This window comes from Azospirillum sp. UENF 112521, from assembly GCF_058780665.1.
The window spans coordinates 510,549-528,029 of the sequence record NZ_JBSNCI010000003.1 but is presented as its reverse complement, the minus strand read 5'-3'; the positions used below and the strand labels follow the sequence as shown (position 1 = coordinate 528,029).

General features: G+C 68.8%; 15 protein-coding genes. 6 read left to right on the top strand and 9 right to left on the bottom strand.

Annotated features, from left to right (window positions below):
* The first annotated feature begins 22 nt into the window (after positions 1–22).
* A complete protein-coding gene (locus ACWPN8_RS18115; protein ID WP_109050967.1) occupies positions 23–499 on the top strand; it encodes an L-2-amino-thiazoline-4-carboxylic acid hydrolase in 477 nt (158 codons plus the stop codon).
* Here ACWPN8_RS18115 and ACWPN8_RS18110 read toward each other — a convergent pair.
* Together ACWPN8_RS18110 and ACWPN8_RS18105 are read right to left on the bottom strand one after the other, a co-directional pair.
* Positions 486–3,233 carry an HAD-IC family P-type ATPase gene (locus tag ACWPN8_RS18110; protein ID WP_492241704.1) on the bottom strand — a complete coding sequence of 916 codons (2,748 nt, stop codon included), beginning with the start codon at positions 3,231–3,233 and terminating at the stop codon, positions 486–488. The two genes, ACWPN8_RS18115 and ACWPN8_RS18110, sit on opposite strands and share 14 nt — an antisense overlap.
* 158 nt (positions 3,234–3,391) lie before the next feature.
* Positions 3,392–4,156, bottom strand: a complete 765-nt coding sequence (locus tag ACWPN8_RS18105; RefSeq protein WP_492241703.1) for an SDR family NAD(P)-dependent oxidoreductase — start codon at positions 4,154–4,156, stop codon at positions 3,392–3,394.
* 103 nt (positions 4,157–4,259) lie between these two features.
* Between ACWPN8_RS18105 and ACWPN8_RS18100 the strand changes: the two genes are divergently transcribed.
* Entirely contained in the window at positions 4,260–5,198 is a 939-nt protein-coding gene (locus ACWPN8_RS18100) for a LysR family transcriptional regulator (protein WP_109448162.1), read from the top strand.
* Between the two features lie 12 nt (positions 5,199–5,210).
* On the opposite strand, the gene ACWPN8_RS18095 is transcribed toward ACWPN8_RS18100, so the two are convergent.
* The 5 genes from ACWPN8_RS18095 to ACWPN8_RS18075 are packed head-to-tail and all read right to left on the bottom strand — an operon-like array spanning position 5,211 to position 9,336.
* A complete protein-coding gene (locus tag ACWPN8_RS18095) occupies positions 5,211–5,924 on the bottom strand; it encodes a histidine phosphatase family protein (protein WP_109448164.1) in 714 nt (237 codons plus the stop codon).
* Positions 5,921–6,304, bottom strand: a complete 384-nt coding sequence (locus ACWPN8_RS18090) for a DUF6285 domain-containing protein (protein WP_109448166.1) — start codon at positions 6,302–6,304, stop codon at positions 5,921–5,923. Before ACWPN8_RS18090 ends, ACWPN8_RS18095 begins: the two co-directional genes overlap by 4 nt.
* A 13-nt stretch (positions 6,305–6,317) precedes the next feature.
* The gene (locus tag ACWPN8_RS18085) at positions 6,318–7,358 is read right to left on the bottom strand and encodes a phosphotransferase family protein (RefSeq protein ID WP_109448168.1); all 1,041 of its coding nucleotides are present in this window, start codon (positions 7,356–7,358) and stop codon (positions 6,318–6,320) included.
* Positions 7,355–8,551: an acyl-CoA dehydrogenase family protein gene (locus ACWPN8_RS18080; protein ID WP_109448170.1), complete on the bottom strand. Its 1,197-nt coding sequence runs from the start codon at positions 8,549–8,551 to the stop codon at positions 7,355–7,357. The genes ACWPN8_RS18085 and ACWPN8_RS18080 overlap by 4 nt, the downstream gene beginning before the upstream one ends.
* Before the next feature lie 17 nt (positions 8,552–8,568).
* On the bottom strand, positions 8,569–9,336 hold the full coding sequence (locus ACWPN8_RS18075) for an SDR family NAD(P)-dependent oxidoreductase (protein ID WP_109448171.1): 768 nt from the start codon (positions 9,334–9,336) through the stop codon (positions 8,569–8,571).
* Between the two features lie 149 nt (positions 9,337–9,485).
* Between ACWPN8_RS18075 and ACWPN8_RS18070 the strand changes: the two genes are divergently transcribed.
* Positions 9,486–10,181: a TetR/AcrR family transcriptional regulator gene (locus ACWPN8_RS18070; RefSeq protein WP_492241702.1), complete on the top strand. Its 696-nt coding sequence runs from the start codon at positions 9,486–9,488 to the stop codon at positions 10,179–10,181.
* On the opposite strand, the gene ACWPN8_RS18065 is transcribed toward ACWPN8_RS18070, so the two are convergent.
* Entirely contained in the window at positions 10,178–11,785 is a 1,608-nt protein-coding gene (locus ACWPN8_RS18065; protein ID WP_492241701.1) for a class I adenylate-forming enzyme family protein, read from the bottom strand. The genes ACWPN8_RS18070 and ACWPN8_RS18065 overlap by 4 nt on opposite strands.
* Before the next feature lie 264 nt (positions 11,786–12,049).
* Between ACWPN8_RS18065 and ACWPN8_RS18060 the strand changes: the two genes are divergently transcribed.
* Entirely contained in the window at positions 12,050–13,666 is a 1,617-nt protein-coding gene (locus ACWPN8_RS18060; RefSeq protein ID WP_492241700.1) for an alpha/beta fold hydrolase, read from the top strand.
* 47 nt (positions 13,667–13,713) lie between these two features.
* Here ACWPN8_RS18060 and ACWPN8_RS18055 read toward each other — a convergent pair whose 3' ends face one another.
* Complete coding sequence (locus ACWPN8_RS18055; RefSeq protein ID WP_109448179.1) at positions 13,714–14,589, bottom strand: IclR family transcriptional regulator; 876 nt, start codon at positions 14,587–14,589, stop codon at positions 13,714–13,716.
* A 366-nt stretch (positions 14,590–14,955) separates the two neighbouring features.
* On the opposite strand from ACWPN8_RS18055, the gene ACWPN8_RS18050 reads away from it, so the two are divergent.
* Entirely contained in the window at positions 14,956–15,846 is an 891-nt protein-coding gene (locus tag ACWPN8_RS18050; RefSeq protein WP_492241699.1) for an MBL fold metallo-hydrolase, read from the top strand.
* A 37-nt stretch (positions 15,847–15,883) separates the two neighbouring features.
* Complete coding sequence (locus tag ACWPN8_RS18045; RefSeq protein WP_492241698.1) at positions 15,884–17,473, top strand: FAD-binding oxidoreductase; 1,590 nt, start codon at positions 15,884–15,886, stop codon at positions 17,471–17,473.
* Positions 17,474–17,481: the final 8 nt, after the last annotated feature.

Below are 17,481 nucleotides of genomic sequence, written 5' to 3'. Positions count from 1 at the left end.
ACCTGATGGAAGGAAGCCAGTCATGACCCAGACCATGGGCATCCTCGAACGCCGCCGCATCGAGGCGGAAATCCTGAAGCCGGTCTATGAGGAGATGGCCGCCCGGCTGGGCGAAGCCACCGCGCAGGAGATCCTCGGCGCGGCGATCACCAAGGCGGCCCTAGCCGCCGCCAAATCCTTCGCCGCGACCGAGCCGGAGGGCACCAGCCTGAAGAGCTTTGCCGATCTCCAGCCATTGTGGACCAAGGACGACGCGCTGCGGCTGGACGTGAAGCGGCAGGACGACACCCATTTCGACTACAACGTCACCCGCTGCCGTTACGCCGAGATGTACCGGGAGATGGGGCTGGGGTCGATCGGGCACCTGCTGTCCTGCAACCGCGACGCCGCCTTCTGCACCGGATACGACCCGCGCATCAAGATGGAGCGCACGCAGACCATCATGCAGGGGGCCGACCATTGCGACTTCCGCTATCGCTTCGAGGCTAAGGACGAATAGGAGCGGCGGTCAGCCGTTTTTCCAGCTCCATCAGCATGAACAGCGCAGCACCGACGGCGACCATCGCCGCCCAGGCGGTGGCGCCGACCGGAGCCGTGCCGAACAGGGCCTGCAAGGTTGGCGCGTAGGTGAAGGCCAGCTGAAGCAGGGTCATCACCGCGATGGACAGCCAGACCGGCCGGCTGCCGGCCAGCGCGGACGGCAGCCCGGCCCGGCCATGCAGGTCGCGGGCGCTGAGCAGAAAGAAGATCTCGCCCACCACCAGGGCGTTGACGGCGATGGTCCGCGCCTCCTCGATGCCGTCGCCCTGCAAGCGGTGGAAGTGAAAGAAGCCGAAGCTGGAGGCCACAAGCAGGGCCAGCACCACCAGCATCCGCCGCACCAGCCGGCCGGTCAGGATCGGCTCGTCGCGCGGGCGCGGCGGGCGGGCCATCACGCCCGGTTCCGGCGCCTCGAAGGCCAGCGCCAGTCCCAGCGTCACCGCGGTCACCAGGTTGACCCACAGGATCTGCACCGGCGTGATCGGCAGGATGCTGCCCGACAGCACCGCCAGCAGGATCACCACCGCCTGCGCTCCGTTGGTCGGCAGCATGAACAGGATGGTCTTGCGCAGGTTGTCGTAGACGGTGCGCCCCTCCTCCACCGCATGGACGATGGAGGCGAAATTGTCGTCGGCCAGCACCATCGCCGCCACCTCCTTCGCAGCCTCGGTGCCGTTGCGGCCCATGGCGACGCCGATGTCGGCGCGCTTCAGCGCCGGGGCGTCGTTGACGCCGTCGCCGGTCATGGCGACCGTGTCGCCCGCCGCCTGGAGTGCTGCGATCAGGCGCAGCTTGTGTTCCGGGGTGGTGCGGGCGAAGACGCTGTTGGCCTCAGCCGCCGCGGCGAAGCCGGCCTCGTCCAGCCGGTCCAGCTCCGGCCCGCCGATGACGCCGTCCGGCAGGCCGAAGCGTCGGCCGATGGCGGCGGCGGTCGCGGCATGGTCGCCGGTGATCATCTTCACCGTGATGCCGGCCTGCCGGCAGGCCGCAACCGCGACCAGCGCCTCTTCCCTCGGCGGATCGATCAGCCCGCAGAGTCCGAGCAGCTCCAGCCCCTCCTCTCCTAAATCCTCGGCGATCAGTTCCGACAGCTCCACCGATGTGCGGCGCATCGCCAGAGCCAGGACACGCCGGCCTTGCCCGGCCAGTTCGGCGGTCGCGGCGGTCCAGCGCGGCCGGTCCAATGGCGCCGTGCCGGCGCCGCGCCGCTCCCGCTCGCACAGCGCCAGCACCCGCTCCGGCGCCCCCTTCACCACCAGGATGCCATGGCCGGCATGGTCGTGATGCAGGGTCGCCATGTACTGGCGTTCGGATTCGAAGGGCAAGGCGTCGCGGCGCGGGAAGCGCGTCGCCTCGCCGGCCGGGTCCAGCCCCGCCTTCATCGCCAGCGCCAGCAGCGCGCCGTCGGTCGGATCGCCGGCCAACTGCCACGCGCCGCCGGGGTCGCGGTAAAGGGCAGCGTCGTTGCAAAGCAAGGCGGCACGCGCCAGATCCAGCAGCAGCGGCTCGCCGGCCGGATCGACCAGCCGCCAGTCTCCATCCAGGCTGCGGCCGATCTCACCTTCCGGCGCATAGCCGCTGCCGCCGGCGCGGTAGCTGGCGTCGGCAGTGACGATGCTGGTCACCAGCAGTTCGTTGCGGGTCAGCGTGCCGGTCTTGTCGGTGCAGATGGTGCGGACGCTCCCCAGCATCTCGACCGCCGGCAAATGGCGGATGATGGCATTGCGCCGGGCCATGCGGGTCACGCCCACCGCCATGGTGATGGTCATCACCGCCGGCAGACCTTCCGGGATTGCCGCCACCGCCAGCCCGACCGCGGTCAGCACCATGTCCTGCCACGGCTCGCCATACACCAGCATGCCGAACAGGACGGTGACCAGCGCCAGCAGCAGGATGCCGCCGGTCAGCCAGCGGCCGAACCGCGCCATCGACACCAGCAGCGGCGTCGCCACCGTCGTGACCGAGGCCAGAAGATGGCCGATGCGCCCGACCTCCGTCGCGTCGCCGGTCGCCACCACGATGCCGGTGCCCTGCCCCTGCACCACCATCGTGCCGGCATAGGCCATGCCGCCGCGGTCGCCCAGGGCCGCATCGGCGGCGACCGCGGCGGCAGATTTGGATGAAGGCACGGATTCGCCAGTCAGCGCCGCCTCCTGCACCAGCAGGCCCTTGGCACGGTCGAGCCGCAGGTCGGCAGGCACCCGGTCGCCGGACACCAGGAACACGCGGTCCCCCGGCACCAGCGTTTCCGCCGCCAGCGTCACAGCATGGCCATCGCGCAGCACCACCGCCTGGGGCGACAGCAGGGTGCGGATGGCTTCCAGCGCCTGTTCGGCCTTGTCCTCCTGGATGTAGCCGATCAGCGCATTGACCAGCACGACGCCGAATATCACCCCGGCATCCGTCCAGTGCCGCAGCAGCAGCGCCACCGTTCCCGATGCCAGCAACACATAGATCAGCAGGTTGTGGAACTGCGCGACGAACCGCATCCAGGCCGGCCGCCGCGTCGGCGGGGTCAGGCGGTTGGGGCCGAAACGCGCCAGCCGTGCCGCCGCCTCTGCGCTGTCGAGCCCGTCTGCCGGACTGTCGAGCCGTGTCGCGACCTCGGCGAGGTCCAGCGCGTGCCAGAGAACTTCGAGCGGTTTGCCCTGCGGTGCGGAGACGCCTGGGTCTGTGTCTGCCAGCGGTGGCATGCGAACTGCCTCCCTAGGGAGATCCTGATCCCAAGGATGACACCTTACCCATGCCAGGAGAAGGGATTCGACCGGCTGGCCCGCTCCGCAGCCGGCGCATGGTGGCCGGCAACGGAGCGGACGCGACAAGTTCTCAGAGCACGATCACATCTGGGCGATCACACCTGCGCCATGCCGCCGTCGGCGAACAGTTCGATGCCGTTGACGAAGCTGCTGTCGTCGGAGGCCAGGAAGACGGCGACCTTGGCGATCTCGTCCGGGTCGCCGACACGGCCAAGCGGCACCTGGGCGGCCAGATAATCGACCAGCCCCTGCTGCTGCACCGCGTCCGGACCGGCCAGTTCGACCAGACCCGGCGTGCGGACCGGGCCGGGGCTGAGCGTGTTGATGCGGATGCCGCGATCTTTCAGGTCCAGGATCCAGCTGCGGGCGAAATTGCGCACCGCCGCCTTGCTGGCGCTGTAGACGCTGAAGGCCGCCGTGCCCATGCTGCCGGCGGTCGAGCCGGCGAGGATCACCGACGAGCCCTTGCCGAGCAGCGGCAGCGCCTTCTGCACGGTGAACAGCACGCCCTTCACATTGCGGTTGAAGGTGTCCTCATACTGCTCCTCGGTGATGTCGCCCAGCGGCAGCATCCCGCCGCCGCCGGCATTGGCATAGAGCACGTCGAGCCGGCCGGCCTCGCTCTGGATTTGGGCATAGAGCCGGTCGAGATCGGCGAGGTTGGAGGAGTCCGCCTGCACCCCGGTCGCCTTGCTGCCGGCCGCAACGATCGCAGCGACCGCGGCCTCCAGTTCCGTCTGGCGGCGGCCGGTGAGGTAGACGGTGGCGCCTTCGGCGGCGAAGCGCTTGGCCGCCGCAAGGCCGATGCCGCTGTTGGCGCCGGTGACGAGGGCGATCTTGCCGTCAAGCTTGCGTGACATCTGAAGTCTCCTTGGAATTGGGTTGTTCGCTGGAGACAAAGCTATCGACGGCACGATCTTACCGAAATAGAAATGACTGAAAACCATTGTTGCAGGATTGGCGATGTCGAAGCTGCCGGATTTCGAAGGGCTGGCGATGTTCGCCAAGGTGGTGGAGGAGCGCTCCTTCGCCGGTGCGGCCCGCGCCATGGGGGTTTCGGTCGCCACCGTGTCGCGCGCGGTCAGCCGGCTGGAGGAGCGGCTGGGCGCGCGGTTGTTCAACCGCACCTCCCGCCGGCTGGCCCTGACCGATTTCGGCCATTCCCTGGCGGAGCGGGCGACGCGCCTCTATGACGAGGCGGAAGCGGCGGAGAACGCAGTACGCGAAATGTCCAGCCGTCCGCGCGGCCTGATCCGCTTCGCGGTGCCGATGTCCTTCGGGCTGCGCTGGGTGGCGCCGCTGCTGCCGGACTTCTTCCGCCTCTATCCGGAGATTTCCATCGACCTGCACCTGAGCGACGCGGTCGTCGATCTGGTCGGGGACGGCTTCGATGCGGCCCTGCGCGTCGCGGTGCTGCCGGACAGCTCGCTGGTGGCACGGCGGCTGTGCGGGGTGTCGCAGTTGGTGCTCGCCGCCCCCAGCTACCTCGCCCGCCATGGCGAACCACGGCATCCCCGGGAGCTGGATGGCCGCCATTGCCTGGGCTATGCCTATCGCCGGCGGCAGGACATCTGGCACTTCACCAACAGCGCCGGCGAGGAGGAGAGCATCACCCCGTCCGGCCTGCTGCGTGTCACCAACTCCGACGCGCTGGTGCCGATGCTGCTGGAAGGACTGGCCATCGCCGAACTGCCGGAATTCATGGCGGCGGAGCATTTGGTCGACGGAAAATTGACCGCCATCCTGACCGACTGGTCGCTGCCGAAGGGGGGCCTCTACTTCGTCACGCCGTCGGCCCGCGCACGGCCGGCCAAGGTCGGCGTGCTGGCCGATTTCCTGATCGAGCGGCTATCGGACCCGGTCTGGCGGCGTCAGATCGACGGTATGAAACCAGATAAATAAGGGTTTGGGCCATCAATCCAGAGCCAGCAACGGACCGAAGGCCTCCTCCAGGCTGCTGCGGTGCAGGCCGATCTTCGCGGGATTGCCGGGCGTCAGGTTGACCGCGCGGATCAGGCGTCGGACCACCCGGTCGGCCGTCACATCGATGTCGATGATGTTGATGCAGCCGTAATCCTGTTCGAAGGCCGACAGGGAGGACAGGCCGGCGCCGCAGGCCCAGGACAGCAGCATGCGGTTCACCCCGTCATGGGCGACCAGCGCCAGATGGGTCCAGTCCGGTTGCCGCACCAGTGCCTCGACGGCGGACACCACCCGGTCGCGCACGGCGGCGAAGCCGTCGCCGCCGGCGAAGCGCCCATCCTCCGCCGCCGCGTCGAAGCCATAGACATAGGCAGCCTCGCGTCGCTCCTTCGGCACCTCCGACAGCCGGCCGGCGCGGATCTCCAGAAAGTCGGAGTCGTCCTCCACCGGCAGCCCATGCGGAGCGGCCACCAGTTCCGCCGTCTGCCGCGTGCGGGCGAGGCCGGAACACAGCACGCGGTCCAGCGGCACAGCGGCCAGCAGGGCACCCGCCGTCCGCGCCTCCTCCCGCCCACGGTCGGTCAGCGCAGCAAGCTTCGGATTCAACGGTTTGCCGTCGGCATCGTAATAGGCGACGTGACCATGGCGCAGCAGGTAGAGGCGGCGGCGGGCGACCGTTCCTTCCAGGGGCGGAAACAGACTCATCGGCCGGGTTCCCGCTGTTCCACGGACAGCCGCTTGGGATTGCTCACCGCCAGCCTTGCCAGCGTGATGTCCTTCAGGACGGCCCGCAAGGCCGACTGCCGGTCCGGTGCGTCGAAGCGCCCGGAATCGATGGCGGCGCAGAGCCGCGGCAGCAGGACCGGCAGGTCGCCGGTTTCGCCCAGCAGGTCGCCGACGGCGGCGGCCAAGGCAGGCTCGGCACCGGTGCCGGCGGCCAATTCCCGCTCGGCCGTCCCCAGCGCGTTGGCGATCATCAGTGCGGTGAAGCGCTGGTCGGCCGGCACCACCGGCAGGATCGCCTCGCGGAAGCTGCGCAGTGCGATGGCGACCAGATCGCGGGCGCCGGGATCGTCATTGATCATGCCCCATCTCCGATCATGGCGCGGCCTCGACGGCATCGAGGTGGCGCAGCAAATCCATTTCGATCTCCGGCAGCATCCGGCCGGTCAGCGCCAGTTCCAGCGACGGCTCGGTGCCGGAGATGTGGCGGTCGGCCTGCTGGATGGCGATGACCGCCCAGCGCATGCAGGCTGCGGCCTCCCAATAGGCGACGGCGGCCGGGTCCACCCGTCGTCCGGCGGTTTCCTCATAGCCGGCATAGAGGTCGGCGCGGTCGGCGATGCCGCCGGCCTCGCGGTCGTTGCGGCCGAACCGCCAGCAGGCGGCGCAGAACCAGCCCAGATCCTCCATCGGATCCGACCAACCGGCAAACTCCCAATCGATGATCGCCGTCAGCCTATCGCCATCGACCATGTAATTGCCGGTCCGGTAGTCGCGATGGCACAGCACGAGGTCGCCGGGCGGCGGTGCATTCCGCTCCAGCCAGCGCAGGCCATAGGCCAGCACCGGATCGCTGGCGGCGTAGCGCCCGGCCCAGCGGCGGAAATCTCCCACCGCCTGCAAGGCCGCCGTCGGTTCCGGCCGCGCCAGGAATTCCAGCCCTGCCACACCGGGCCGCACCCGGTGGATCAGGCCGAGCTGCCGGCCCAGTTCACGGGCCAGCTCGCGCCGCGGCTCCTCGCTCTTGACGATGCGGAAGCCGGCGGCGACACCCGTCGCCCGCCGCATGATGTAGAAGGGCGCCCCCAGCATGGCGGGATCGGCGCCAATGAACAGCGGCTCCGGCACCGTGGCGCCAGCGGCGAAGACGGCGCGCAGGACGGCGGCCTCCTCCGCCTTGCCCAGGCTGGCCGACACGCCGGACGCCGATCCGGTGCGCAGCACACAAGGGTGACTGCCGGACAGTGGCCCGCCGTCGATCTCCAGCGTCACCGCGAGGTTGAGCGAGATGGCGCCGCCGCTGAGCCGTCCCTCGTCGATCACGGTGACCGACCGCGCCCCGGCCTGTCCGGTCAGCCAGCTTTCGAGAGCGGCCTTCCGATCCGGATCGAGAGCGGCCTTCCCGCCGCCGCTCACCGCCAGCCCCAGAAATCGTCGCCCTCGGCGAGGTAGCTGCGGCTCAGCACCATCTTATGGACCTCCGACGCGCCATCGACCAGCTTGGCCTGCCGGGCGTAGCGGTAGATCCATTCCAGCACCGTGTCCTTGGAATAGCCGCGCGCACCGCAGAGCTGGATCGCCGTGTCGGCCGCCTTGAACAGCGTGTCGGCAACCTGGACCTTGGCCATCGATACCTCCTTGCGGGCGAAGCTGCCGCTGTCCAGCGCATGCGCCGCCTTCATGGTCAGCAGCCGGCCGATCTCGATCTGCATCGCCGTTTCGCCCAGCATCCACTGCACGCCTTCATGCTCGGCCAGCGGAATCCCGAAGCTTTCACGCTCCTTCACATAGGCGCCGGCGATCTCCAGGCAGCGCTTGGCGAGGCCGGTCCAGCGCATGCAGTGGGTCAGCCGCGCCGGGCCGAGCCGGATCTGCGTCACCTTCAGCCCGTCGCCGACCTTCATCACCACATTCTCGTCCGGGATTTCCAGCCCGTCGAAGATCAGCTCGCAATGGCCGCCATGCTCCTCCGGCCCCATGATCGGGATGCGGCGCTCGATGCGCCAGCCGGGCTGGTCCTTGTCGAACAGGAAGGCGGTCAGCCCCTTGCGCGGATCGTCCGAGGTGCGCGCCATCAAGATGAAGTGCTGCGCCGCGTCGGCCCCGGTGATGAACCATTTGCGCCCCGTCACCACCCAGCGGTCGCCCTTGCGCTCCGCTCTGGTCTTCATCATCGACGGGTCGGAGCCGCCGCCCGGATGCGGTTCGGTCATGGCGAAGGCGCTGCGCACCCGCCCCTCGACGAGGGGGGCGAGCCAGCGCTCCTTCTGCGCCGGGGTGCCGACCATGCTCAGCAGCCGCATGTTGCCGTCGTCGGGGGCGGCGGCGTTGAAGCAGACCGGACCGAAGATGGAGCGGTTCATCTCCTCGTAGCAGGCGGCGACGCCGACCATCGGCAGGCCATGGCCACCGACCTCCTTCGGCAGTTGCAGGGTCCACAGCCCGGCCGCCTTCACCTTGGCGCGCAGCGCCTCAAGCGGCGCTTCGGCGATGTTCTCGTGCTCGTCCCAATTGGCGCGGTCGGCCTCGACCGGGAGGATGTCCTCCTCGACGAAGGCGCGGACCCGGCGGCGATAGTCTTCCAGCTCCGCGGGAAGGGTGAAGTCCATGGAACCGCTCCGTTCGTTCAGAGAGAAGAGACGAGATGGCCGCCATCGACGGCCAGCACCGATCCGGTCATGTAGGCGCCGGCATCCGACGCCAGCAGAAGCAGCGGCCCGTCGAGATCGGACAGCCGGCCGAGCCGGCGCTGCGGGATGCGCTTGACCAGCGCCTTGCCGGCATCGCTGGCGAAGAAATCGGCGTTCAACTCGGTCTCGACATAGCCGGGGCAGAGCGCATTGACGCGGATGTTGTGGCGTGCCAGCTCCAGCGCCATCGCCTTGGTCAGATGCACAAGCCCCCCCTTGGCGGCGATGTAGGACGAGACCTGCCCCGCCACCCGCATGCCGAGGATGGAGGCGATGTTGACGATGGCCCCGCCCTGCTTATCGTCGCGCATGCGCTGCGCCACCGCGCGCGCCACGCGGGCGCAGCCCGTCAGGTTGGTGTCGATCACCCGGTCCCACTCCTCCTCGCCCATGTCGAGGAAGGGGCGGGTGGCGGTGACGCCGGCATTGTTGACGAGGATGTCGATGCGGCCAAGCGCGCCCCATGCCTCCCCCACCGCGGCGGTGACGGAAGCGGGGTCGGTGACGTCCATGGCGACGACGACGGCGCTGCCGCCGGCAGCCTCGATGGCGGACCGCGTTTCGGCCAGCGCCTCGGTCCGCCGCGCGGCCAGCGCCACGCGGGCGCCCGCCTTCGCCAGCACACCGGCGAAGTGGCGGCCCAGGCCGCTGGAGGCTCCGGTGACCAGTGCCGTCCTGCCGGTCAGATCGATGGTGACGCTCATGCTTCCTCCCATGGTCGGGATCGTTTGGCGAGGCGGCGGGGCATGGCCCCTAACAGCACTCTTGAAAAATCGAGCGAGCGCTCGCTTTATATCCTTGGCGCCGACGATGTGCAAGAACGATCGGCATCGCAAACGATAGGACAGCCGATATGAACAGCTTGCGGGACTTCCAGGCACGGCACGATCTGTCGATGGAGGCGCTGTGCGCCCGCATCCTTGAGCGTCATGCGGCGACCATCCGGGTGAAGAAACCGGCGGTCGCCATCGGCAATCTGGCGCGCATCGTTGAAACCACGCTGATGCTGGCGAACCGCAAGGGCTTCCACTCCACCAGCCTGCGCGACCTGACGGAGCAGTCGGGGCTGAGCATGGGGGCGCTCTACGCCTATTTCGACAGCAAGGACACGCTGCTGATGATGATCCTGGGCCAGGTCGTCAGCGTGGTGGAGGAGGTGCTGGGACACCCGCCCGACGGGCTGGCGAACGACCCGCCTGCCCAACTGCGCTGGCTGCTCAGCACCCACCTGTTCCTGACCGAGACCATGCATCCCTGGTTCGTCTTCGCCTATATGGAGGCGAAATCCTTTCCCAAGGAGGGCCGAGACCTTGCCGTAACCAGCGAGATGCTGACGGAGAGCATGATCGCCGATGCGCTGGCCGACGGCGTCGCCCGCGGCCTGTTCGCCATGCCCGACGTGACAATGACGGCGGCGCTGATCAAACCGATGCTGCAGGACTGGTACGTGAAGCGCCCCAAGCACCGCCGCCGCGGCATCACGCCCGACCTCTATGCCGAGCAGTTGATCGCCTTCGTCGAGGCGGCGGTGGGGCTGAGGCGCTCTTAGGTCGTGGACACCTGATCGCGCAGCACCCGCTTGGTCACCTTGCCGTTGGCGTTGCGCGGCAGCGCATCGCCCAGCAGCGTGACGTAGTCGGGGACCTTATACTCGGCGAGGCTGGCGCGGCAGAAGTCGCGCACGTCCTCTTCGGTCAGGCTGCCCGACTTTGAAATGACGAAGACGTGGATCTTCTCGCCCAGCACCGGATCGGGATGGGCGACCACCGCCGCCTCCACCACGTCCGGATGGCGGACCAGCAGGTTTTCGACCTCCACGCTGTAGATCTTGTGGCCGCCGCGGTTGATGACATCGTTCTTGCGGTCATGGAGCCGCAGATAGCCGCGCTCGTCCAGCGTGCCGATGTCGCCGGAGCGCCAATAGCCGTCGACGAAGCTGTCGCGGGTGGCATCCTCGCGGTTCCAATAGCCGCGGATGGTCATGGGTCCGCGGATCCACACCTCCCCGCTCACCCCCGGCGGGCATTCACGGCCCTGTTCGTCGACGATGCGCAGGTCGCCGCAGGGCACGCACATGCCGACCGAATCCAGGCAGGCACGGGTGTGGCCGATGGGGACGACGCTGATGATGGTGGCGCATTCCGTGGAACCGTAGGCGTTCAGCAGATGCAGGTCGGGCAGCCGTTCCGCCATCGCCTCCACCGTCGCTTCGGGCATCGGGGCGCCGCCGAAGCCGCCGATCCGCCAGGACGACAGATCATAGCGGCTGAAATCGGCGCGCAGCAGGCAAAGATTGTACATGGCCGGCACCAGCACCGTGGTGGTCATGCGCTCCCGGCTCGCCAGGTCCAGGAAGCCGGCAACGTCGAAGGCCGGCATCACCACGGTGCAGCCGGCGACCCGGATCATCGCCATGACGACGGCGACCAACCCGGTGACGTGCGAGGCCGGCACCGCCAGCACCGCCCGCTCGCCCTCGCGATAGTCCCAGCATTCCTCGAAATGCATGGCGGAGTGGATGATGTTCACATGGGCCAGCAGCGCGCCCTTCGGCTTTCCGGTGGTGCCGGAGGTGTAGAGGATGACGGTGGTGTCCTCCTCCCGCTGCGGCTCCGCGGACTGCGGAAGGTCGGCGTCGGTTTCCAGCAGAGCCTCGAAGGGCCGGCAGCCGTCCACCACTCCGCCGGCGGAGAAGCGCGAGACAAGCGACGGCACCTCCACGGCGTCGGGCATCCGGTCGGCGAGGCCCGAGTCATGGATCAGGATGGAGGCGCCGCAGTCGTTCAGGATGCCGGCGATGCCCGGCCGCTGTTCCCGCGCGCTGACCGGCACCGCGACGATGCCGGCGCGGGCCGCCGCCAGCAGGGCGATGAGGAACTCCGCGCGGTTGGACAGGACCAATGCCATGCGGTCGCCTGGATTGGCGCCTTGCGCAAGCAGGGACGTGGCGGCGCGCGTCACCAGCCCGTCCAACTGCCCGTAGCTGTAACGCCGCTCCCCATCCACCAGCGCCTCGCCGTCCGGCCGGCGCAGGACAGCGGCGCGGAACATGGCATCGATGGTGGTAGGACGTTCACTGTAGCACGGTACGAGGCGCGTGCCGAAAAGCAGCTCGCGCCGTTTGGAAACGCCCATCCCGTCCGGCCAGGCCATGCCGTTCCTCCCTGACGATTCAATTGGATTTTCTGGATTCAGGCGGTGCCGAGGGCACGATGCTTTGCAGCCCCGTCGGCACCGCACTTGTCGGTGTTACGGAAATTATGTCATCCTGTGAACTGAGTGTCAAATAGCGACACCGTCAGTGCAGCGAACAGAAGGCCCGGCGCGAGCGGAGCCGACGCATTGCGCAGCAATCCCCCATTTCCCGCACATCATCGAAGAGCAGGCGCTGGACGCCGGCCAATCGGGAGGAAACCGATGTCGACACCCCATTACGTGACCCTCGCCGACAGCCAGATGCGCGTCTGGCGCAGCGGATCGGGCCCGGACCTGTTGGTTCTTCCCGGCCTGATCGAAGCGGCCTCCGTCTGTGCGGACCGGCTGGCGGGGGCCCTGCCGGGCTGGACCGTCACCGCGCTCGACCTGCCGGGAACCGGCGGATCGGTCACAAGCTGGGCGGACGACGTCACCGGATTGGCCCGCCTGATCGCCGATGCTGCCGGCCGTCTCGGCCTGACCGGCTGTCCGTTGCTGGCCTTCGACCTTGCCGCCCCCCTGGCGCGCGCTCTGCCGGCAACGGGCTGGCAGCCGGACGGCGTGCTGCTGATCGACGCCGCCGTGGCGGAGGGGTGGAGCCAACGGGACTTGCGCCCTGCCCCGCTGACTCCTCGTGCGGATGGCACCCATCTGGCGGTGCTGTGGGCGCATCTGCGCGACGCCCATGTTCTGGAACCGCGCGACGCCAGCCATCCGGCCAAGAGCGGCACTCCCTTGCCCGCTCCGCCTGAGCTGGATGCGATGCTGCGCAGCGCCGCCGTCGCACCGGACCGGTATGGGGCGCTGTGGTCGCTGTGCCTGGACGCCATGCGCGCGGAGACCGGCTCTGCCGCCGGGGAGAACCATGTCGATGGGCTGGCGGCGCTCGCCAACCGTCTGGCACCGATGGCCGCCGGCCGGAAAGCCGCCGCAACGTTGCCGGCCACCCGGCCTTTCACCGATCCGCTGCGGGTCTGGCACGATTATGCCGACACGCCCCATGGACGTGTCCATCTGCGCCGCGCCGGGCGCGGCCGGCCGATGCTGGCCTTCCAGTCGGCGCCGGGTTCGTCGGCCCCGCTGCTGCCGCTGCTGCACGGGCTGGCGGCGGAACGGGAGGTCATCGCCCCCGACTATCTCGGCAACGGCGAGTCCGGCAAGCCGGAGCGTGCGGTGGACATCGGCGTGCTGGCCGACGACATGCTGGCGCTGGCCGACGCATTGGGGCTGGACGGGTTCGACCTGTGGGGGACCCATACCGGCGCGCTGGTGGCCCTCGACCTGACGGTCCGCCATCCCGCGCGGATCGGCCGCGCCGTGCTGGAAGCGCCGGTGCTGATCCCGGCAGACTTCAGCGCCGACATCCTCGACCATTACTTCCCGCCGCTGGCCGCCGACCGCTGGGGCCTGCATCTGCTCCAGGCCTGGAACATGCGGCGCGACATGTTCCTGTTCTGGCCGTGGTACCGGCAGGAGCGCATAGCCGCCCGCGACATCGGCGTCCCCGCCGCGGAGGTGCTGCATGACTGGACCATGGGCCTGCTGGCGAGCGGCAGCCATTACGACCGCTCCTACCGCGCTGCGTTTCGCTACGACACGCGGGCGGCCCTGGTGCGCCTGACCCGTCCGGCCCTGATCTGCGCCGGTCCGGCCGACATGCTGGTCGAAGGTCTGGCGGAGGCGAAAACGCTCGCCCCGGCCGGAACGGAGGTCACGCCTACCCCCGCCACCGTCTGGTATCCCGGTCAGGGTGCCCAGGCGGTGCGCGAAACCATCGCCTGCTACGCCGCCTTTCTCGCTGGAAAGCCGGGCACGGTGGATCCGCACCCGGTGTCATAAGGCGATACTACGGCCGCCCCGCCTCAGCCGCCGATGGCGGAACCATCTCAGCCGCCGATGGCGGACTGGGCGCGGGCGGCACGGTGCAGCGGCGGGGCCGACAGCGAATAGAGGTTTGCCGAGATCTCCCGTACGGCATCGCGCATGTCGTCGAGGAAATTGGGCTGGCCGTTGCGGACGATGTGGGGGGTCAGGCCGGTCAGGCTGACGGCGGCGATCAGCCGGCCGTCCGGCTCGAACAGCGGCATGGCAATGGCGGCCAGCCCTTCGATCACGTCGTCGACCGCCACCGACCATCCGCGCTGCCGCACCTCCTCCAACTCCTTCGCCAGCTGGCGGGGGTCGGTGGTGGTGTGGGGGGTAAGGCGCGTGGTCCCGCGCGACAGCACACGGTCAACCTCTGCGTCCGGCAGATAGGCCAGCAGCACGCGCGGCGCCGCCCCGCAATTCATCGGCAGCTGCCCGCCGACGATCCACCAGCGCACCTCCACCGAGCGGTCGCTGTGGAACTGGTCCAGGCAGACGGCCGATCCGTCGTGATAGACCGACAGGAACACGGTGCTGCCGGTCGTCTTCGCCAGCCGCGACAGGATTGTGGAGGCGATCTGGCGCAGGTCTCGGCGTTCCGGCACCGCCCCGGCCAGCTTCAGGATCTCGAGCCCCAGGCTGTATTTCTGGCTCTGCGGGTCGAAGGCGGCGAAGCCGTCCTGTACCAGCGTCAGCAGGATGCGCCGCGCCGTCCCCTTGTCGAGCTTTGCGGCGCTGGCGACCTCCGTCAGGGTCAGCGTCGGGCCTTCCTGATAGAAGCTGCGCAGCACGGCCAGGGCCCGCGACACCGCGCGGACGCTGAGACCGCTCTTTTCCGTACCCAGCTCTGCGCCCTGGTTGTCCGCGCCCTGGTTGTCGTCCTGTTCGGTGTCCATACGTTCAAGCCCCTTATGGATGTCCCGCGTCTCGAGTCCAGGCGGAAACGCTGCTGTCCGACACAGCCGGCGGAAGACGGAGAAACCGTCATCATCCCGCCGAGGTAGCAGCGCCGGCTAGCATTGATGGCCGGCACGGGGTTCCGCAACCCCTTTCCACCGTCCCTAACGCGATGCGCCGTCCGTGTCAAACAGTGACACCAATTTTGCCTGTTGACACGATCAAGCGCAAATGGTTTCCTTGCCAAACAAACAGAACAAGCGCGCCCCACCGCCTTTGCGGATGGCGGGCGCCCCATGCTCCGGCACGCCGCCGTCCCCCGATTTCCCGGACCGGCTGCCGGCATCCTGCACGAGGGGAGGACTATGCACACCATCGCCCTTGGTGCGTTCACGGTCACGCGGATCGAGGAAATGCTGACGCCGGGCTTCGATCCCGGCTTCCTGTTTCCAGCCTACGACGATGCGATCCTGACCCGGAACCCCGAACTGGCCGAACCGAACTTCCTCGACCCGGCATCAAAGCGCCTGATGTCGAGCATGCATTCCTGGCTGATCCGCACCGACCGCCACGTGATCCTGGTCGACACCGGCTGCGGCAACCACAAGGAACGCCACACGCCCGGCTTCGAGCGCTTCCACATGCTGGACAAGCCCTATCTGCGAAACCTCGCAGCAGCGGGCGTGCAGCCGGAGGACGTGACCCTTGTCATCAACACCCACCTGCACATCGACCATGTCGGCTGGAACACCCAGCTGGTCGACGGGCGCTGGGTCCCGACCTTCCCCAACGCCCGCTACATCTACGGTGCTGAGGAATTCAAGCACTGGCGCAGCCCCGAGGGCGGGCTGATCGGCATGCCGGGCAACGGCCCGGTGATGGAGGACAGCGTCCTGCCGGTCTGGGAAGCCGGACAGGTCGAACTGATCGACGACGGTGACCGCATCCTCGACGGGCTGTCGGTGGAGCTGGCTCCCGGCCACACCGCCGGCCAGATGTTCGTCCGGCTGGAGTCGGACCGGCACGCCGCCTACTTCACCGGCGACTGCCTGCACCAGCCGATGCAGGTGGCGCGGCCCGACTGGAACAGCCGCTTCTGCGAGGATCAGGCCCAGGCGGTGGCGACCCGCCGCCGGCTGCTGGACCATGCCGCCGACCGCAGCGCCCTGGTCTTCCCCGCCCATTTCGGCGCTCCCCACACCGGCTTCGTTCGCCGGACGGCCGAGACTTTCCGGTTCGAGCCGCTCGCGGCCTGATCAATTCAGCCCGATCATACCCGAAAGGGACATCCCCATGAGCATCGCCGCCCTCGACGGCCCGGCCACGCTGATCGACACCCTGCGCACGGCGCTTGGGCCCGACGGCCTGCTGGATGACGAGAAGAGCCGGACTTTCTACGCCAACGACGTGTTCTGGCAGCCGGGCATCGCGCCGCTCGCCATCGCCTTGCCGCGCGACCGCGACGCGGTCGCCGCCACCGTCCGCGCCGCCCATGAGGCGGGCGTGGCGGTGGTGCCGCGCGGCGGCGGCATGTCCTACACCAAGGGCTACCTGCCCGAAGGCCCAAATTCGGTCGTCATCGACAGCCGCCGGCTGAACCGCATCATCGATCTCGACACCGACAGCCTCTATGTGACGGTGGAGACCGGCTGCACCTGGGCGGCGCTGAACGAGGCGCTGGAGGGAACCGGCCTGCGCACCGGCTATTGGGGGCCGCTGTCGGGCATCAACGCCACCATCGGCGGCGCCCTGTCGCAGAACAGCGCCTTCTTCGGCTCCGCCCTGCACGGCACCGTGGCGGAGAGCGTGCTGGGCGTCACCGTGGTGCTGGCCGACGGGCGCATCGTCACCACCGGGTCGGGCGGACGCGTCGGCACCAAGCCCTTCACCCGCTCCGGCGGCCCCGACCTGACCGGCCTGTTCCTGGGCGACAACGGCGCCATGGGCTTCAAGGTGGCGGCGACGCTGCGGCTGCACCGCCGGCCGAAGCACACCGATTTCCTGTCCTTCGGCTTCGCCACCATGCAGGCGATGGCCGCAGCACAAGTGGAGATGGCGCGGGCGCGCTGCGTGTCGGAAGGCTTTGGGATCGACCGCACCAAGGTCGAGCATTCGGCCAGCGTCAACAAGCTGTCGGACGGGCTGAAGACGCTGGGCAACGTGGCGAAGGCCGGCAAGTCGCTGTTCCAGGGCGCCAAGGAGGCGCTGAGCGTCGCCACCGCCGGCACCGCCTTCCTCAAGGAGCACAACTTCACCCTCCATCTGGTGGTTGAGGGGAACAGCGAGACTCAGCTGCGCGAGGCGATGCAGACGGTGCGCGAGATTGGTGCCCGCCACGGCAAGGAGATCGAGAACAGCGTGCCCAAGGTCATGCGCTCCAAGCCCTTCGGACCGGTGCGCGGCATGCTGGGGCGCGAAGGCCAGCGCTGGGTCCCGATCCACGCGATCTTCCCGCTGGGCGACGCCGACAAGGTGGTCGCCGCCAACGACGCCTTCTTCGCGGAGAAGCGCGGCTTCATGGAGCAGCACGGCATCATCTATTCGGTGATGACGATGACGGTCGGCAACGACTTCTTCCTGGAGCCGGCCTTCTACTGGACCGATGAGATCACGCCGCTGCACGCCGCCAGCCTGGGCGACGAGGTGGTGAAGCCCTGGCGCGACCGCCCGGCCAACCCGGCGGCACGCAATGCGGTGGCGGAGCTGCGCCGAGCGACGCAGGAGCTCTATTGCAGCCTCGGCGGCGTCAGCTGGCAGGTCGCCCGCGACTATCCGTTCCGCGAGATCGTGACACCCGAAACCTGGTCGCTGCTGGAGGGCGTCAAGCGCGCCGTCGATCCGCAGGGGCTGATGAATCCCGGTTCCCTCGGCCTCGGCCGCTGAGGACCGGG